A 365-nucleotide genomic window follows, 5' to 3' on the forward strand; every position below is an offset into this window, starting at 1 on the left:
ACGTTCGTGAGCTAGAAGGGGCTTTAAAACTAGTTGCTGCCAATGCTCATTTTACAGGCGAAGAGATTACTCCGGTTTTTATTCGTGAATGTCTAAAAGACTTGCTTGCTCTACATGACAAGCAAGTTAGTATAGAAAACATACAGCGAACTGTTGCTGAGTACTATAAAATAAAGGTAGCAGATTTGTTATCGAAGCGGCGTACCCGTTCAGTTACCAGACCCAGACAGATGGCTATGGCGCTTGCAAAAGAACTAACCAATCACAGCCTGCCTGAAATAGGCGATGCTTTCGGTGGCAGGGATCATACGACTGTTTTACATGCTTGTAAGAAGGTTGTTGAATTGAAGGATAATGACCCAGGT

The 365-nt window shown here is 43.0% G+C and carries 1 protein-coding gene; it reads left to right on the top strand.

Features of this window, described 5'->3' with window-relative positions:
- The coding region (locus A3763_RS19390) for a helix-turn-helix domain-containing protein (protein ID WP_304440831.1) at window positions 1-365 on the top strand (365 nt) is incomplete at both ends.

The organism is Oleiphilus sp. HI0128, assembly GCF_001635365.1.